Below are 16,500 nucleotides of genomic sequence, written 5' to 3'. Positions count from 1 at the left end.
GATGTCTTTAAAAACAATCGCGAATAACCTGGGTTTGTCGGTAACCGCGGTGAGCCGTGCTCTGAACGGCCATCGGGATATCTCCGAAGCCACGCGCCAGCGTATTCAGGAAGAAGCGGAACGTATCGGTTATCGTCCCAATACGCACGCGCGCCGTCTGAAAATGGGTAAAAGCGATGCCATCGGGCTGGTCTATCCCTACGCCTCCTCCCTGAGTAACGATATCTTTTTTGAGATGATTGGTGCGATCAGCAGCAAACTGGCGCAGCACGACGTGGATTTTCTCCTGCTGGCAGACGAACAAGACGCCTGTCAGGGTGCTGTCCGGTTGATCACCAGCCACCGTATCGACGCGCTGATTGTGGCGCATACGTGCGAACAAGATGCGCGACTGATGTTGCTGCAACACCACAAGGTGCCTTTTCTGGCACTGGGGCGCAGCCAACTACCGCACCCTTACGCTTGGTTCGATTTTGACAACCGCGCAGGCATGGCGTTGGCGACCGAACACCTAATTACGCTCGGCCATCGCCGCATCGCCATGTTAAGCGAAGACCATCCACAGGCGTTCATCATGCAACGTCGTCAGGGCTATCGCGATGCTCTGCAACGCCACAACTTGCCGTTTCACGATGACTATCTGCGTGGTGTGGACCCAACACGCCGCGCGGGCTACCAGGCCATGCTCGACCTTCTGGCGCTACCTGAACCGCCAACCGCGATTGTGATGGATGGCAACGTTCATGGTGACGGCGCCGTTGCCGCCTTGCAGCAGGCCGGTCGTCTTTCCGGTCCACACCCTATCGCGTTAGTGATGTATGACGGTTTACCACAGGACAGCCTGACCGACCTCAACGTAACCGCAATAGAGCAGGCGACACGCGAACAGGTTGGCGAACAAATTGCCAGCATGACGCAGGCGCTCATCGCGGGCGAAGCCGTAGAAAACTTGCAGGTATTATGGCAGCCGACGCTGCGCATCGGTAAAACGAGTTTTCCCGCCTAAGCTATTCCGTTCTCTCCCTCCCTCATAAAGACACCGGTTGGTTTTTTACACCATCCGACAGCGAGATGCCGTTCACATCTTCTTCGAAATTCATTCCCATTTACTCACGATTGTTTTAACAAAATCACATTTCTTAAACGTTTAAGTTGATCACTTAAACGTTTAAGTTTCCACTAAAAGGCACTACTTGCAGTTTGGTCGTAATTTGGAGCCTTCCTCATGATGCGTGATATTGTTCAATTAACCAGTGCGCAGTGCGATGTCATCGTGCGTTGCGCGCCAGCAGCAGAAATTCTCTATTGGGGGCCACGGCTACGCGGCTTTTTGCCAGAAGATGTCGCTTCTCTGCAACGCCCCGTCGCCAATGGTCGTCTGGATGTCGATCTCCCCCTGACGCTGGCGATGGAATATGGGCGTGGCCAGTTCGGTTCGCCAGGTATTGAAGGCCATCGTTCAGGTTACGACGCCGCGCCAATCTTCACGACCACGCAGGTTGATGTTCAAGGCAACACGCTCACCATCACGGCAGACGACACGCAGGCTGGCCTTCGCCTGACCAGCGAACTGCGACTGGATCCGCAGACCGATGTGCTACAACTGCGCCACACGTTACAGAATCTGCGCGCTGACGCCTGGCAAGTACAGCGTCTTGCCGTCACGCTGCCCGTCCCTGAACGGGCGAGCGATGTCATGGCGTTTCACGGTCGCTGGCTGCGTGAGTTTCAGGCTCACCGCCTGACGTTGCAGCACGGCGGTTTTATTCAGGAAAGCCGTCGGGGAAGAAGTTCACACGAATATTTCCCTGCCCTAATTCTCGGCGAACCCGCATTTAGCGAGCAACGTGGGGCCGTCTGGGGCGTGCATTTAGGCTGGAGCGGCAACCACCGTTTGCGTGCCGATATCAAAACCGACGGACGTCGCGTCGTACAGGCAGAAGCCCTTTATCTGCCGGGCGAAATCACGCTGGCACAGTCGGAATCGCTCACGACACCATGGGTCTACGCGGCGTTCTCCGACACTGGCCTGAACGGCATGAGCCAGCGTTATCACTCCTTCTTACGCCAATCGCTGATCCAATTCTGCGGCGATAAGCCCCGCCCGGTGCACCTCAATACGTGGGAAGGGATCTATTTCGATCACTCCCCAGAGTACATCATGCAGATGGCGAGCAAAGCCGCCGACGTCGGCGTAGAGCGCTTCATTATCGACGACGGCTGGTTCCGCGGGCGTCATCACGACAGGGCCGCGCTCGGCGACTGGTATTTGGACGAGGAAAAGTACCCTAACGGGCTGATGCCAGTCATTGAGCATGTCAAAGCACTGGGGATGGAATTCGGCATTTGGGTCGAACCGGAGATGATTAACCCCGATTCCGATCTGTTTCGCGCCCATCCCGACTGGGTGCTGCAATTGCCCGGCTATAAGCAGCCCACAGGCCGCTACCAGTATGTGTTGAATTTAAACCAGCCCGACGCTTTCGCTTATTTACTGGAACGGCTGAGCTGGCTGCTGGGCGAACACCCTGTCGATTATGTCAAATGGGATATGAACCGCGAACTGGTGCAACCCGGCCATGAAGGACGTCTGGCCGCCGATGCGCAAACCCGGCAGTTCTATCGCCTGCTCGATACCCTGCGCCAGCGTTTTCCCCATGTCGAATTTGAATCCTGCGCCTCCGGCGGCGGCCGCATCGATTATGGCGTGCTGGAGCGCACCCAGCGTTTCTGGGTATCGGATAACAACGACGCGCTGGAGCGTCAGACCATCCAACGCGGTATGAGCTACTTCTTCCCGCCAGAGGTGATGGGGCAACACATCGGACACGCCCGCTGCCACGCCACGTATCGGCGTCACACTATCGCGTTTCGCGGCCTGACCGCCCTGTTCGGCCATATGGGAATCGAGCTCGATCCTGTCAAAGCCGATGATGACGAGCTGGAAGGCTATCGCCACTATATCCAGTTGCATAAAACGCTGCGCCCGCTGCTGCACAGCGGCACAACCTGGCGGGTCGAGATGCCGGACGATACGGTGCAAGTCACCGGCGTGGTGAGCCGCGATCGACAGCATGCCGTTTTCCAGGTAGCCCAGTTGCGAATGCCAGATTATTCGCTGGCAGGCACGCTTCGCTTCCCTGGCCTGCTGCCTGACGCACGTTATGAAATCAAACTGCTGGACGGCCCGGAAATCAAAACGGTGCGCGAAGGTGGCAGCACCATGCGTGAACTTCCCCCTTGGTTACGCCAACCGCTGGTCGTTTCCGGCGATTGGCTAATGCAGGCCGGTCTTGCCCTCCCTGTCCTGACGCCAGAAACCGCCATTCTGGTCGAGCTTTCCGCGGTGCCGGAGAGCGCTGGCAGATAACTTTTTTCCCCAGCCCTACACATTCGCAACACGACCGCGCGGGACAGCACTGTCCCGCGTCATGATGACTTCTGCCCTCTAGGAGGGAATAAAGATGCCTACTACTTCCTGCTACTATAAAAATAACCGTAACTTCTGGGTTTTCGGCGCGTTCTTCTTTCTTTATTTTTTCATCATGGCGACGTGCTTTCCGTTTTTGCCGATTTGGCTGTCGGACGTCATCGGGCTCAACAAAACCGATACCGGTATCGTCTTTTCCTTCCTGTCGTTGTTCGCGATCCTGTTTCAACCGTTCCTCGGCATTCTGTCCGACAAGCTGGGCATGAAGAAGCACCTGCTCTGGGTGATCTCCGTGCTCTTGCTCTTCTTTGCCCCTTTCTTTCTCTATGTCTTCGCCCCGCTGTTAAAAATCAACGTGATACTGGGTGCCTTAGTCGGCGGCCTGTATATCGGGTTCTCTTTCAGTGCGGGAGCAGGTGCCATTGAAGCCTATATCGAACGCATCAGCCGACAGCACCATTTTGAGTACGGTAAGGCGCGCATGTTTGGCTGCTTTGGCTGGGGAATCTGTGCTTCAACGGCGGGAATGCTGTTTAACATCAACCCCGATATTGTGTTTTGGATGGGATCCGGGTCGGCGATTATTTTGATCGTGTTGCTGTGTCTGGCGAAGACGGAAAGCAACCCGACCGCCGCCGTCATGGACTCGCTCGGTGCCAATACCTCGCCTTTTAGTGTGAAGCTGGCATTAGGTCTGCTGGCCAACCGTCAGTTCTGGTTGCTGGTGCTATACGTGGTCGGTGTCGCCTGTATTTATGACGTCTACGATCAGCAATTCGCTAATTTCTTTAAATCGTTTTTTAACTCGCAGGAGCAGGGCAATCAGATCTTTGGCTTTGTCACCACGGCTGGGGAAGCAGCGAATGCGCTGGTGATGTTCTGCACGCCATGGCTGATCGGGCGGATCGGTGCCAAAAATGCGCTGCTGGTGGCGGGAACGATTATGTCGATCAGGATTTTGGGCTCAGCCTGTGCCACGTCTATCACAGAAGTCATCATCCTGAAAATGCTGCACGCCTTCGAGGTGCCGCTACTGCTTATCGGGATTTTCAAATACATCGCCAGTACGTTTGATTCGCGCTTGTCGGCCACGATTTATCTGGTGGGCTTCCAGTTCGCTAAACAGTTCATGGCGATATTTCTCTCCTCCGCCGCGGGCAATCTGTACGATCGTATCGGCTTCAACCAGACTTACCTGATTCTTGGTGGTATCGCGCTCACCTTTACAGCGATCTCCGCCTTTACGCTGTCATCTTCACGCAGCACGACGAATATGCATTCTCAGGCTGCGCACTGAAAACGGTCTCGCTTCGAGCCCTCTTGCCCCGTTGAATTAACATCAACGGGGCAAGATGTCCTTATTTCACGTCTCGCAACGCGGTTTTATCCACGTAAGGCTTCATGATGCCATCCGCCTCTTTCTGTGCAGCGGCAGCAGCGTCATCGACCTTTTTCGCCGGATCGTTTAACAGCGCCGCCAGCTGATTTTCCATCGCTTTGCGTACGGCAACCGTTTCATAAGTTGCGTACCACGGATGGGCATATTGCAGCTGTGACAACGCAATGGCTGCGCGCGGATCTTTCGCCAAATAGTCTTTCATTTCTGGCAGATCGTAGGCCGCCATACGCGGTGCGAAGTAGCCGGTAAAACGGCTCCAGCTTCCGCTGACTTCCGGACTGACCAGATAGTTCATAAACTGCCAGGCCGCTTTCTTCTTCTCCTCGGAAATCCCTTTGAAGCTCACCAAACTCGCCCCGCCGATGGTCACACCACGACGCTCTTTTTCCGGCATCATCGCCACACCGAGCGAGAAATCTTTGGTGTTTTCGCGCATAAAGCCCAGCGCACCGGTGCTCAGCATCGCCATGCCCAACTTGCCGGAGAAAAACGCGGCACTGATTTGCTTGGAATTCAGCACACCGGCTGGCATTGCTTTGTCGCGGTACACCAAATCACGCCAGAACTGAAGCGCACCTTTGGTCGATGCCGTGTTGTAATACACTTCACCCGGATAATCAGCATTGTAATACGCCCCGCCGTTGGCACGCGTCAGCGCAGACAGCATCCAGCCGCCGTAGTCATCGTTCGTGGACGGGATCATGATGCCCCACTGCCCTTTCGCCGGATCGGTCAGTTTCTTGGCGACCGCAGCCACTTCATCCCAATTTTTTGGCGGTTCGTTAAAGCCCGCCTTCTTCAGCATGTCTTCGTTGTAATAGAGGATCGGCGTCGAGTTGTGGAATGGGATCGCGTAAGTCACCCCCATCACCTGCGCGTTCTGATGCAGCGCGGGCCAGAAATTTTTGGTCAGGAAAGGCGTGGCTTTTTCGTTGCCGTATTTGAACAGCTCGTCCATCGGCAGGATTTCATCCTTGATAACCAGATCGGCGGTGAAGTTTGCAGACATAATCACCAGCGCTGGCGGATCGCCCGCTTTGGCGGCGGCTTCCGCTTTCACTTTCGTCGTGTCGTAACTGCCGGTGAAGATCCCACGCACTTCAACCTGATCCTGCGATTGGTTGTACTCTTTAATGATGCGCGTCATTTCCATCGTCAGCTTGCCATCAACCGGCGCGGGGAACATAAAATCGATATTCTCTTTTGCCAGAGCAGGGCCAGACATCAGCAAGGCTATCGCCAGCGCCATCATACGAGGCTTACGCATTTCTTTTCTCCTGGGATAAATTACGGGCGGTTTGCCCAGAAAACCAATGACAATCCTGCGGTGAAAAATGAAGCACAACGGACGCGCCGATGTTCGGCACGCCATCGCGATTTGGACGACGGTAGCGAATATTTCCCAACGGCGTATCCACATGCATCAGATACTCCGCGCCAAACAGCTCCCGTTGCTTCACCGTTCCCGACAATGACAAATCGCCGTCTGACGCGGCGTGTTCGGTAATATGCTCAGGACGAATCCCTAGCAGCACACTGGTTAATGAACGTGTTTCTTCACTGACGGGCAGCACCACAGGCAATGCTTGTAAAAACGCGTGACCTTCGGAACATACCAGCGTCACCATGTTCATTGCGGGCGTGCCGATAAATCCGGCGACAAAGACGTTAGCCGGGTAAGAATACAGCTGTTCCGGCGTACCGACCTGTTGCAACACACCACGATCCAGCACGGCGATCCTGTCCGCCATCGTCATTGCCTCGATCTGATCGTGCGTGACGTAGACGGTGGTGGTTTTCAACTGCCGATGCAGATCCATAATGCCGTCCCGCACATCGCTGCGCAGGCGAGCATCCAGATTCGACAGTGGTTCATCCATCAAAAACAAGCGAGGATCGCGCACGATCGCACGCGCCATCGCCACGCGCTGACGCTGACCACCGGACAGTTTTCCCGGTTTGCGTTTGAGTAACGGCTCAAGCTGAAGCAGGCTGGCAACGCGCTGTACCCGCTGTGGATATTCGGCCTTCGGTTCGCCGCGCATCCGCATGCCAAAAGTGATGTTCTGCTCAACGGTCAAATGCGGAAACAGTGCGTAGTTCTGGAAGATCATCGAGAAATTACGCTGCTTCGGGCTCCACGTCGTAATGTCGTCGTCGCCCAGCAGAATTTGCCCATCGCTCACGTCTTCCAGACCGGCCAGCATACGCAGCAGCGTACTTTTGCCACAGCCGGACGGCCCGACCAGCACCAGAAACTCACCGTCAGCGATATCTAACGACAGTGACGCCAGCGCCTGCATGTGTTCGAAGCGTTTACTGATATTACGTAACTGAATCACGGCCATTACGCATCCACCGGACAGCTGATTCGTGGATCGTAGAGGTAAGGCCCGGTATTCGACGCGATCGACTGGCAGTAGCTCACTAGCCCGGTTACCGGCACATAGCGGTGCATGACAATGCTGGCAGGTTCCAGGTTGTAGTATGACGTGTCGTCATAGTAGAAATACGGCACCTGATGGACGGTGCCCGGCACCGTAGCAATAATCGCCTGCCGATGCTGCGTCATAATCAGCCGATGCGTATGGCCGCAGAAGATCCGCGTAAGCTGTGGGAAACGCTCGATCAGCGTCAGCAGCTCGTGCCCATTTTCGCAGGCGATACGATCCATATGCGCCGATCCCAACGGCAGCGGCGGGTGGTGCATGAAGATCGCCGTTTCACGCGTTGAGTGATCCTGCAATTGCTGTTCCAGCCAGCCTAGCGTGGATGGCGTCAGCCAGCCTTTCGCCTGCCCAGTCAAACTGGTATCGATGAACAGCAGGCGCATCGGAAAATCATCCACCGCATAGCGGATATTTTCTGGATCATCGCCCAATTGCGGGCAAAGTGGACGCATCGCGTTGAGGAAATGCTGCTTGTCATCATGATTGCCCGGAATCACGTACAGCGGATAATCCAGCATCTGCAACACGCGCTGGGCAACCTGATACTCCTGCGGACGCCCACAGTTGACGATGTCGCCGCTAATGACCACCGCGTCCGGCCGCTCGCTCAGCGCGTTCAGCTGATTGATGACTTTGGCATTTTCCCCGTTAATATCAATAAACTCATAGAGCTTGCGCCCTTCACTGCGAAAATGCAGATCGGAAATCTGAGCCAGCAACATAACAACCACCTCTATCATTATTTCGCCCGTTGGCGAGCACCGATCGCTTAAGGATCGAGATACACGGAGCGTGTCGCTCCTGATAAATAGAATTAACTAACCCGCATGGCCTAACGCCGATCGCTTAAGCATCGAGATACACGGGGCGACCACAGGGGTGAGGCATCCCTGCGGGAACCTCCCCCTGTGTTTCCCCTAACAACGGGCTTAAGTAACCAGTATTATCCGCATGGCCTTATCAGCGATTCACTTAATACCCGAGAAGCCGAAGCTGCTCAGGAACTGCTTCTGGAACACCACAAAGGCCACCATCAGCGGCAGGCACACCAGCAACGTACCCGCGCAGATCAATCCCCACTGTCCGCCGGACTCTGCGCCCATCGCAAACGACACCAGCCCGATGGTCAGCACCTGTTTATCTGGGTCATTGAGCACCATCAGCGGCCAGAGATATTCGTTCCAATGGTAGGTAATGCTGACCGTAGCGAAGGCCAGAATCGACGGCCAGGTCATAGGAATCAGGACGTGAAACACCACCTGCCACCAGCGGCAGCCTTCCATCAACGCGGCTTCTTCGATTTCTTTAGCGATATTGAGAAACGCCTGACGCATCAGAAACACGCCAAATGCCGAAGCGAAATACGGCATCATCACGCCAGTCAGGGTATTGAGCAGGCCGAGCTGCTTAAGCGTCATCATGTTTGGCACCATCATAACGACAGGCATGATCATCATTTGAATCAGCAGCAGATAGAACAGCAGCGTTTTGCCACGGAATTCGTGGTAGGCGAAGATGTAGCCCGCCGTGGTGATCGTGACCAGCTGTACCAGAAACGTGCCGACCGCAAAGATCAGCGTGTTGGTGTAGAGCCGTAACCAGTCGGCACTGTCCCACGCATCGCGGAAGTTATCGAACGTCAGCGGTAGACGCGGCAACAGCGAGGCCATGTCCACGCCAAAGCTGCTGGCGCTGATGGAAGAAGACAGCATCCAGATAAACGGACTGACCCACAGCAACGCGGCACAAATCAGCAGCAGCGGCAGTGTAAAACGCGTCGTGACACGAAGAGGATTAGTCACACTTCGGCTTTCACCACGCTGACTTTTCACGCTCCGAACATCAACGATCTGATTTTCAGCGCTCATAATGTGCCCCCTTCTCCAGTACTTTCAGGTTCATGATGGAAAAGGCGAACAGCAGCGCCAGCGTCAGGAAGGTGGCCGCAGAGGCTTTGCCCAGATCGTGCGTGTCATTCGCCAGATCCTGAATGTAATAAAGCAGCACGGTCGTGGCGTTATTCGGCCCGCCGCGCGTCATCACGGCAACGTGGTCGATCTGTGTAATGGCGTAGATAAAAGCGATGGTCACTACAAAGGCGATGGTTGGCCGCAGCAGCGGCAGCGTGACGTAGAAAAACACCTGACGCCGCGAGGCTCCTTCCATCAGCGCCGCCTCGCGTGCAGAGGTAGAAATAGCTTGCAGACCGGCGAGAAAAAACAGCATGTAGTAGCCAGCAAATTTCCAGATACCAATGACGCTCACCGCCACCAGCGCGCTGTCGCTCATACCGAGATAGTTGTTATTCATTGGGCCGAACACTTTCGCCAGATAGTAATCCAGCAGCCCCAGCCCCGGCATAAAGATGAACAACCACAGCGTCGCAGCACTGACCAACGGAATAATCATCGGAAAGAAAAAGGCGGTACGCAGCCAGCGATTCACGCGCGTGTTTTCCCACAGCAGCACCGCTAGCAACAGCGCCAACAGCACGCCGGGCACGACCGTCATCAGGATATACAGCACGTTGTTCAGCAACGCCTGCCAGAACACCGCGTCCTGCACCAGACGCGCAAAATTATCCAACCCGACGAACAGCGGCGTATCTGCATTCAAACGGGTGTCATACAGACTGTCGATGACCGAGCGCAGCAGGGGGAAATAAGTGAAGGCAAGCAAAAAAACCAGCGTCGGCAACAGCACAAGGTAGGGAAAGCATTTTGCACGCATAACTCAAGGGTCGCTCAGTGTGAAACACAGAGGCCTTACCCTAGAACGCCAGCGTGTCACTGGCGCGTCAGTTTAATGACAGTTTGTTTTCCGATTGGGAAAATATGCCTGCGAATGATTTCGCAGGCCCATCACCTACAGATTGGCAACACCACCATCGACCAGCAGTTCCGTTCCAACAACAAAGCGGGACTCGTCGGAGGCAAGGAAAACGGCTGCCTTCGCCAGCTCCCAGGGCGTTCCCATACGGCCAATCGGCACCAACTGTCGAATTTGTTCCTGCATGGCACGTTGCTGTTCGGGAGAGAGACCCAGCTTATCAAGCGCGGGCGTTTCTGTGGGGCCGGGACTCAAGCCGTTAACCCGAATGCCACGCGTCACCAGCTCAGCCGATAGCGTACGCGCCAGAGAGAGTAATCCCGCTTTACTCGCGGCGTAGGCGCTGCTCTGCGGTAGACCGATATGGGCACTGGTTGATCCACACAGGATCACCGAAGACGGGTTGTTCAGCAGCGGAAGTAGTGCCTGAACCAGAAAGAATGGCCCTTTGAGATTGGTTGCCATGAGTCGATCCCAGGCCGCTTCATCCCAGTCTTCCAAGGAACGATGGGTGACATCGCCTGCATTGGCATACAACACGTCAAGACGAGGCCATTGTTGTGCCAGCGTCTGCGCCAGATCATGCTGGGCGCGGATATCTCCAGCATCGCAACGGATCGCCAACGTAGAATGGCCTAACTCAGCCTGCGCACGCGCCAGCGCTTTCTCATCGCGTCCAGTAATCGCGACCGTCGCCCCTTCAGCCAGAAACTGACGTGCAGTTTCTATCCCAATGCCGCTGGTGCCACCCGTGATCAAAGCAAACTTATCTTGTAGCCGTTTCATCATGATGTGTCCTATCTCGTTGCTTGAAAAACGGCAGTATTTCATCAATAGTATCTTTTTGTAAGTAGGCACCAATTGGATACTAAAGAGGATAGTGGAACCCTATGTCTGTTCACAGCCCATCAGCAAATACGCCATCTGACATGGCAGAACCGTGCCCAATGGTAAATTTCGTCAACCTCATCGCGGGAAAATGGGCGATACCCATACTGTACCGCCTGATCGTGATCGGCGAACCCGTACGCTTCAGTGCACTACAACGCGCTATCGCCCCTATCACTCAGAAGGAACTGACACGACAACTGCGCCTGTTTGAACAGCGCAAGCTGGTGCAACGTAAGGTGTATGCAGAAGTGCCACCGCGAGTGGAGTACCAGATCACTCCACTGGGCAAATCGCTCCAGCCAACGCTGGATTCACTGGCAGACTGGATGAGGACACATGGCAAAACATTGGCTGATGGTGGCTAAGCACACGATGCCGACAGAGGAGGGATAAAAATAAAAAAATCAATAAATTAAAGCCTCCTCTGTAGAAAGGAGGCTTTAAAGAACCATGAACAACAACGCTACCGACATTGTAAATGACTGCCAGTGCGGTTAATTACGCATAGTCGCTCATCGGCACACACGAGCAGAACAGGTTACGGTCGCCGTAAACATCGTCCAGACGCTTCACGCTCGGCCAGTATTTGTGTTCGCTACCTACCGGGAATACCGCTAGCTCGCGGCTGTATGGATGCGCCCAGTCGGCAACCAGCTCTGCCTGCGTGTGCGGGGCATTGACCAGCGGGTTGTCGTCCAGCGGCCATTCGCCCTGCGCAACGCGATTGATTTCGGCACGGATCGCCAGCATCGCATCAATAAAGCGGTCGATCTCCACCTGACTTTCTGATTCCGTCGGTTCCACCATCAGCGTACCCGCTACTGGGAACGACATGGTCGGCGCATGGAAACCGTAATCAATTAGACGTTTGGCAATATCCATTTCGCTGATGCCCGTACTTTCTTTGAGTGGACGAATATCCAGAATGCACTCGTGCGCGACACGACCGTCACGGCCGGTATAAAGCACCGGATACGCCTGCTGCAAGCGTGTCGCGATATAGTTAGCGTTCAGGATCGCCATCTGGCTGGCTTGCTTCAGCCCTTCCGCGCCCATCATGCGGATGTACATCCAGCTAATCGGCAGGATAGAAGCGCTGCCGAACGGTGCCGCAGAGACAGCGCCCTGATCCGTCAGCACACCATCAATTTTGACCACCTGATGACCCGGTACAAACGGTGCCAGATGCGCTTTCACGCCAATCGGCCCCATACCCGGACCGCCACCACCGTGCGGAATACAGAAAGTTTTATGCAGGTTCAGGTGCGATACGTCCGCGCCAATGTAGCCCGGCGTCGTAATGCCGACCTGTGCGTTCATATTCGCGCCGTCCAGATACACCTGACCGCCGTATTGATGCACGATCTGGCACACTTCGCGAATCGTCTCTTCATAGACGCCGTGGGTAGACGGATAGGTCACCATGATGCAGGAAAGCTGTTCACCCGCTGCCTGCGCCTTCTCACGCAGATCGTGCAGGTCGATGTTGCCCTGTTTGTCACAGGCAACTACCACCACCTCCATCCCCGCCATCTGCGCCGATGCTGGGTTAGTTCCGTGCGCGGAGCTAGGGATCAGGCAGAGATGACGACCCGCTTCATTGCGGCTTTCATGATAGCGACGGATCGCCAGCAGTCCCGCATATTCACCCTGTGCGCCCGAATTGGGCTGCATGCAAACTGCATCATAACCCGTCAGTTGCACCAGCCAACCCGATAACTGCTCGATCATCTGACGATAACCCAGCGCCTGTTCCGGCGGGCAGAATGGGTGCAGTTCGGCAAATTCCGGCCAGGTAATCGGCAACATTTCCGCCGCCGCGTTAAGCTTCATGGTGCAAGATCCGAGCGGAATCATCGCTTGATTCAGCGCCAGATCCTTACGCGCCAGACGGTGCAGATAGCGCATCATCTCGGTTTCGCTGTGATACCGGTTGAAAACCGGATGCGACAGGATCGCATCATGACGCAGCAACCCAGCCGGGATCGTCGCGACCTCTTGAGCGATGGACGCATCAAGCGCTTCAATATCCAGCCCGTGATCGTCACCTAATAGCACCGCGAACAGCGCCAGCACGTCTTCACGCGTGGTCGCTTCATCCAGCGTGATACCCACAGCACTCGCCAAATCGCTGCGCAGATTGATGCCAAAACTTAATGCGCGGCTCAGTACCACGTCCTTGTCCGCAACCTCAATAGTTAGCGTGTCGAACCAGCTGCGATGGCGCAGCAGCAGCCCGCCCTGCGTTAATCCTGCCGCCAGAATGTCAGTCAGACGATGGATACGCCCCGCAATACGTTTGAGCCCTTCCGGCCCGTGGAATACCGCATACATCCCCGCAATGTTGGCCAGCAACACCTGCGAAGTACAAATATTGGAGTTCGCCTTCTCGCGGCGAATATGCTGTTCACGCGTCTGCATCGCCATGCGAAACGCGGTATTGCCCGCCGCATCGCGCGACACGCCGATAATACGGCCCGGCATGGCACGTTTATGTTCATCACGGCAGGCGAAGAACGCCGCGTGTGGGCCGCCGTAGCCCATCGGCACGCCGAAACGCTGTGCGGAACCGAAGACGATATCCGCGCCCTGCTTGCCCGGTGCGGTCAGCAGTACCAACGCCATGATATCCGACGCCACACAGCTGACGACCTTACGCGCTTTCAGTGCGGCCATCAGGTCGCTGTAATCGTGCAGTTCGCCCGTGGTTCCTGCCTGTTGCAGCAGTACGCCAAACACCGCATCGTCTTTCAGCGCCTCTTCAGCCTTGCCGACCACAATTTCAAAACCGAACGTTTCCGCACGGGTGCGCACCACGTCCAGCGTTTGCGGGTGTACATCATCGGCAACGAAGAAACGCTCGGCCTGTTTGAGTTTACTGATGCGTTTTGCCATCGCCATCGCTTCCGCCGCGGCAGTAGCTTCATCTAGCAGCGAAGCGGAAGCCAGATCCAATCCGGTTAAATCCTGTGTAACCTGCTGGAAATTCAGCAGCGCTTCAAGACGCCCCTGAGAGACTTCTGGCTGGTACGGCGTATAAGCGGTGTACCAACCTGGGTTTTCCAGCACGTTGCGTAAAATCACTGGCGGCATCAGCACCGCACTGTAGCCCATGCCGATATAGCTCTTGTAACGTTGATTGCGTCCTGCAATGGCCTTCAGCTCAGCTAGCGCCTCATGCTCCGTCACAGCTTCCCCCACCGCTGGTGGGCTAGGTAGTTGAATGTCCGCCGGAACAATCTGGCGAATCAGCGCATCCAGCGACGTCGCCCCCACCACCGACAGCATGTGCTGCTGCTGGCTGACAGAAGGGCCGATATGGCGCTCGATAAACGCGCCGTCATGTTCGAGTTGACTGAGTGTCTGGGTCATTACAGTAAATTCCTGAATCAATCGTGCCTGCATCAATCGTGATAGCTGCCGCGCTGAAATACGACGCGGGAGAATAAAATAAAACGCCCCAGCACAGAGGCTGGGGCGCGATAACTACTCGTCTTCTTCTAACGACGCCTGATAGCCTTCGGCATCAAGCAGTTCATCCAAATCAGACTCATCAGAAATTTTGATACGAAACAGCCAGCCGTCGGTATAAGGCGCGCTGTTGACCAGCTCAGGGGAATTTTCCAGGTCTTCGTTAACTTCCACGACCTCACCGCTGATCGGTGCATAAATATCCGAGGCCGCTTTTACCGACTCCGCAACCGCGCAGTCATCGCCTGCCGCGACCACCGTGCCGACTTCCGGTAAATCGATAAAAACCATGTCACCCAGAAGCTCCTGCGCGTGTTCGGTAATGCCCACGCTGTAGATACCGTCGCCTTCATGCAGTACCCATTCGTGTGACGTGGCATATTTTAATTCTGTTGGTACATTGCTCATTGAATCCCCTATCTAAAGTCGTTAATCCTATGGGCTTATTTTGATAAGCACGCGGCTATTAATACTGAACGATGGCTTTTCCGGCACGGACAAAGCCGGGTTTGGTCACGCGCACGGGCAGTTCGCGGTTACGAATCTGCACGATTGCCTGTTCACCAATTCCCGCCGGAACACGCGCCAGCGCGATACTGACGCCGAGCGTCGGCGAGAACGATCCGCTGGTGATCACCCCTTCGCGCATTACGCCATCACTATCAGTAAAGCGCACAGATAAATCATTGCGCAATACGCCTTTTTCCGTCAGCACCAAACCAACCAGTTGCTCAGTGCCTTTTTCACGCTGATGCACTAACGCCTCACGCCCGATAAATTGGCGATCTTCCGGCTGCCAGGCGATCGTCCAGCCCATATTAGCCGCCAGCGGCGAAATCCCCTCATCCATATCCTGACCGTACAGGTTCATCCCAGCTTCCAGCCGCAGCGTATCGCGTGCGCCCAGCCCACAAGGCTTCACGCCAACCGCCAGCAGTTGCTGCCAGAAATCGACCACCTGCTCATTTGGCAGCGCAATTTCATAACCCGCTTCGCCCGTATATCCCGTCGTGGCGACGAAGAAGTCCCCCGCCTGTTTGCCAAAAAACGGCTTCATGCTGGCAACCGCAGCTACGTCCTCATCACTCAGGCCTTTTGCCTTCAGGAGGCCTTGAACTTTTTCCTGCGCCTGCGGACCTTGTACCGCGACGAGCGCCAGCTCGTCACGCTCACGGATGTCGACACCGAACGCGGCAGCATGCTGCTCGATCCAGGCAAGATCTTTCTCACGCGTCGCGGAGTTCACTACCAAACGGAAATAGTCTTCCGTCAGAAAATAAACAATCAGATCGTCGATCACGCCGCCGGAAGCATTCAACATGCCGGTATAAAGTGCTTTTCCTGGCTGTGTGAGTTTGGCGACATCATTCGCCAGCAGGTAACGCAGGAATTCACGGGTTCTCACACCATGCAAATCGACAATAGTCATGTGGGAGACATCAAAAATGCCAGCGTCCCGACGCACAATGTGGTGCTCATCCAGTTGGGAGCCGTAATGCAGTGGCATCATCCAGCCATGAAAATCCACCATTTTGGCGCCATCGGCCAGATGTTGTTGGTACAACGGAGTCTGCTTTGCCATTCCTCATCCCTCTTCAGCGCATGGCGTTTAGGCGATAAAACACACTGCGCAAACGATATCTTATGACTGAACTTACCACTGAAGCGCAGGTTAAACCACACTCTTAGTCATAAGATAAATTATATAGAAAGAGAAGAAATCCGAGCCACTCACAAAAAACAAAGCAGATTAATATGCTTAATATTCGATAAAATTAAGCACGTAAATTATTTAAATGAGCACATAGCACAGATTAATGACATTAAAACCGGACAACTCAGACAATGCCACTCGAAGAAAAAACCCATTCGAATTAGATAATATAATGATAAAAATAGGCCTAAATTAGATTTTTTCAATCAAAACCCAACAGCGAATCTCAGCCTTACTCCCTACCTTACGCAGCCATCATCACGATTCTGTGAGCCACTTCTCAAGCGTCTTTACCTCAGTGCCAGCGTACAAGATG

Annotated in this window: 13 protein-coding genes; 4 read left to right on the top strand and 9 right to left on the bottom strand. The window is 54.9% G+C overall.

The features are described from left to right. Position 1 precedes the first annotated feature (1 nt). From GZ59_RS03195 to GZ59_RS03185, 3 genes are all read left to right on the top strand, one after another. Positions 2-1,006 (top strand): LacI family DNA-binding transcriptional regulator, encoded by a 1,005-nt coding sequence (locus tag GZ59_RS03195; RefSeq protein WP_011092362.1) that lies wholly within the window; start codon positions 2-4, stop codon positions 1,004-1,006. 219 nt (positions 1,007-1,225) lie between these two features. Continuing rightward, positions 1,226-3,370 (top strand): alpha-galactosidase, encoded by a 2,145-nt coding sequence (locus tag GZ59_RS03190; protein ID WP_011092361.1) that lies wholly within the window; start codon positions 1,226-1,228, stop codon positions 3,368-3,370. 94 nt (positions 3,371-3,464) lie between these two features. Continuing rightward, entirely contained in the window at positions 3,465-4,727 is a 1,263-nt protein-coding gene (locus tag GZ59_RS03185; protein WP_039290016.1) for an MFS transporter, read from the top strand. Between the two features lie 61 nt (positions 4,728-4,788). Here the strand turns inward: GZ59_RS03185 and GZ59_RS03180 are convergent, their stop codons facing one another. From GZ59_RS03180 to GZ59_RS03155, 6 genes are all read right to left on the bottom strand, one after another. Continuing rightward, on the bottom strand, positions 4,789-6,096 hold the full coding sequence (locus tag GZ59_RS03180; protein ID WP_039290013.1) for an ABC transporter substrate-binding protein: 1,308 nt from the start codon (positions 6,094-6,096) through the stop codon (positions 4,789-4,791). Next, positions 6,089-7,177, bottom strand: a complete 1,089-nt coding sequence (locus tag GZ59_RS03175) for an ABC transporter ATP-binding protein (RefSeq protein WP_039290010.1) — start codon at positions 7,175-7,177, stop codon at positions 6,089-6,091. The genes GZ59_RS03180 and GZ59_RS03175 overlap by 8 nt, the downstream gene beginning before the upstream one ends. Continuing rightward, positions 7,177-8,001, bottom strand: a complete 825-nt coding sequence (locus GZ59_RS03170; RefSeq protein ID WP_011092357.1) for a phosphodiesterase — start codon at positions 7,999-8,001, stop codon at positions 7,177-7,179. The genes GZ59_RS03175 and GZ59_RS03170 overlap by 1 nt, the downstream gene beginning before the upstream one ends. Before the next feature lie 246 nt (positions 8,002-8,247). Continuing rightward, on the bottom strand, positions 8,248-9,147 hold the full coding sequence (locus tag GZ59_RS03165) for a carbohydrate ABC transporter permease (RefSeq protein WP_039290007.1): 900 nt from the start codon (positions 9,145-9,147) through the stop codon (positions 8,248-8,250). Then, on the bottom strand, positions 9,137-10,009 hold the full coding sequence (locus tag GZ59_RS03160; protein ID WP_011092355.1) for a carbohydrate ABC transporter permease: 873 nt from the start codon (positions 10,007-10,009) through the stop codon (positions 9,137-9,139). The genes GZ59_RS03165 and GZ59_RS03160 overlap by 11 nt, the downstream gene beginning before the upstream one ends. 135 nt (positions 10,010-10,144) lie before the next feature. Further along, positions 10,145-10,894, bottom strand: a complete 750-nt coding sequence (locus GZ59_RS03155) for an SDR family oxidoreductase (protein WP_039294682.1) — start codon at positions 10,892-10,894, stop codon at positions 10,145-10,147. Between the two features lie 104 nt (positions 10,895-10,998). Here GZ59_RS03155 and GZ59_RS03150 point away from each other — a divergent pair, with 104 nt between their 5' ends. Continuing rightward, positions 10,999-11,364, top strand: coding sequence for a winged helix-turn-helix transcriptional regulator (locus GZ59_RS03150; protein ID WP_011092353.1), 366 nt, complete (start codon positions 10,999-11,001; stop codon positions 11,362-11,364). 133 nt (positions 11,365-11,497) lie between these two features. Here GZ59_RS03150 and gcvP read toward each other — a convergent pair whose 3' ends face one another. From gcvP to gcvT, 3 genes are all read right to left on the bottom strand, one after another. Then, positions 11,498-14,371, bottom strand: a complete 2,874-nt coding sequence (gene gcvP, locus GZ59_RS03145; protein ID WP_039290004.1) for an aminomethyl-transferring glycine dehydrogenase — start codon at positions 14,369-14,371, stop codon at positions 11,498-11,500. Positions 14,372-14,485: 114 nt separating this feature from the next. Beyond that, complete coding sequence (gene gcvH / locus GZ59_RS03140) at positions 14,486-14,878, bottom strand: glycine cleavage system protein GcvH (RefSeq protein ID WP_011092351.1); 393 nt, start codon at positions 14,876-14,878, stop codon at positions 14,486-14,488. Positions 14,879-14,936: 58 nt separating this feature from the next. Beyond that, a complete protein-coding gene (gene gcvT, locus GZ59_RS03135; RefSeq protein ID WP_011092350.1) occupies positions 14,937-16,052 on the bottom strand; it encodes a glycine cleavage system aminomethyltransferase GcvT in 1,116 nt (371 codons plus the stop codon). Positions 16,053-16,500: the final 448 nt, after the last annotated feature.

The sequence above is a fragment of the Pectobacterium atrosepticum genome (assembly GCF_000740965.1).
In the GTDB taxonomy this organism is placed as follows: domain Bacteria; phylum Pseudomonadota; class Gammaproteobacteria; order Enterobacterales; family Enterobacteriaceae; genus Pectobacterium; species Pectobacterium atrosepticum.
This window is presented reverse-complemented; position numbering and strand designations above follow the sequence as displayed.

Bases quoted from the DNA above. Each gene is read 5' to 3' on its own strand.
- GZ59_RS03195 (WP_011092362.1), top strand. From the start codon at position 2: ATGTCTTTAAAAACAATCGCGAATAACCTGGGTTTGTCGGTAACCGCG.
- GZ59_RS03190 (WP_011092361.1), top strand. From the start codon at position 1,226: ATGATGCGTGATATTGTTCAATTAACCAGTGCGCAGTGCGATGTCATC.
- GZ59_RS03185 (WP_039290016.1), top strand. From the start codon at position 3,465: ATGCCTACTACTTCCTGCTACTATAAAAATAACCGTAACTTCTGGGTT.
- GZ59_RS03180 (WP_039290013.1), bottom strand. From the start codon at position 6,096: ATGCGTAAGCCTCGTATGATGGCGCTGGCGATAGCCTTGCTGATGTCT.
- GZ59_RS03175 (WP_039290010.1), bottom strand. From the start codon at position 7,177: ATGGCCGTGATTCAGTTACGTAATATCAGTAAACGCTTCGAACACATG.
- GZ59_RS03170 (WP_011092357.1), bottom strand. From the start codon at position 8,001: ATGTTGCTGGCTCAGATTTCCGATCTGCATTTTCGCAGTGAAGGGCGC.
- GZ59_RS03165 (WP_039290007.1), bottom strand. From the start codon at position 9,147: ATGAGCGCTGAAAATCAGATCGTTGATGTTCGGAGCGTGAAAAGTCAG.
- GZ59_RS03160 (WP_011092355.1), bottom strand. From the start codon at position 10,009: ATGCGTGCAAAATGCTTTCCCTACCTTGTGCTGTTGCCGACGCTGGTT.
- GZ59_RS03155 (WP_039294682.1), bottom strand. From the start codon at position 10,894: ATGAAACGGCTACAAGATAAGTTTGCTTTGATCACGGGTGGCACCAGC.
- GZ59_RS03150 (WP_011092353.1), top strand. From the start codon at position 10,999: ATGTCTGTTCACAGCCCATCAGCAAATACGCCATCTGACATGGCAGAA.
- gcvP (WP_039290004.1), bottom strand. From the start codon at position 14,371: ATGACCCAGACACTCAGTCAACTCGAACATGACGGCGCGTTTATCGAG.
- gcvH (WP_011092351.1), bottom strand. From the start codon at position 14,878: ATGAGCAATGTACCAACAGAATTAAAATATGCCACGTCACACGAATGG.
- gcvT (WP_011092350.1), bottom strand. From the start codon at position 16,052: ATGGCAAAGCAGACTCCGTTGTACCAACAACATCTGGCCGATGGCGCC.